Annotated in this window: 1 protein-coding gene; it reads left to right on the top strand. The window is 48.3% G+C overall.

Annotated features, from left to right (window positions below):
* Positions 1–911 (top strand): condensation domain-containing protein (locus G9G53_RS25620; protein WP_238796316.1); only part of this gene is annotated, 911 nt, incomplete at both ends.

Below are 911 nucleotides of genomic sequence, written 5' to 3'. Positions count from 1 at the left end.
ATGCTGTATACGTGGACGGGTCATGAACGCAGTCTGATTCATTTAGAGGGACACGGACGTGAGAACATTTTGCCGGACACGGACATTTCTCGTACCATAGGCTGGTTTACGAGTCCATATCCGATATGGCTGGACATCGGTCGTGATCAGGCTTTGTCGGAACGCATCAAACAGGTCAAAGAGAGTCTGCGTGATATTCCGAATCAAGGAATGGGCTACGGAATTTGGAGATATTTGAGTGAATCTGGCCAAGCCATGGCTCAGCAAGCAGATGCACTGCATCTCGCTCAACATCAAGCTTTTGCCGAGCCGCAAGTGAGCTTCAATTACCTCGGACAGCTGGATCAGGACTTGCAAAACAGCGATATCCGTATGTCTCCTTACTCGATGGGATCGGCCGTTAGTGACCGGACGAAAATGAAATATGCGCTCGATGTGAGCGGGATCGTAACGAACGGCATTCTGGAACTCGATATTCGGTATAACGGCAAAGCCTTCCGTAAAGATACGGTCCAAATGCTGGCCAATCTGCTGAAATCCAATCTGCTTGAAATAATCGAGCATTGTGTCACACGGGAGCGGGCCGAATTGACTCCAAGTGATGTGCTGTTTAAAGGCCTGACAATGGAGCAATTAGATACGATTAAGGAGCAGACCCAGACGGTTGGGGAATTGGAAAATGTATATCCGTTAACCCCCATGCAAAAGGGTATGCTGTTCCACAGTCTGATGAATGCAGAAACAGGCGTGTATTTTGAACAGGCGACCTTTGATCTGGAGGGCCATTTTGCACCGTCCACATTCGAGGAAAGTCTGAAGCTGCTGATTAGTCGACATGCTATATTACGGACGAATTTCTACAGCGGCTGGCATGGACAACCCTTGCAAATCGTCTATCGTCATAAAAGTCC

The organism is Paenibacillus sp. EKM206P, assembly GCF_011066155.1.
GTDB lineage: Bacteria > Bacillota > Bacilli > Paenibacillales > Paenibacillaceae > Paenibacillus > Paenibacillus polymyxa_D.
This window is presented reverse-complemented; position numbering and strand designations above follow the sequence as displayed.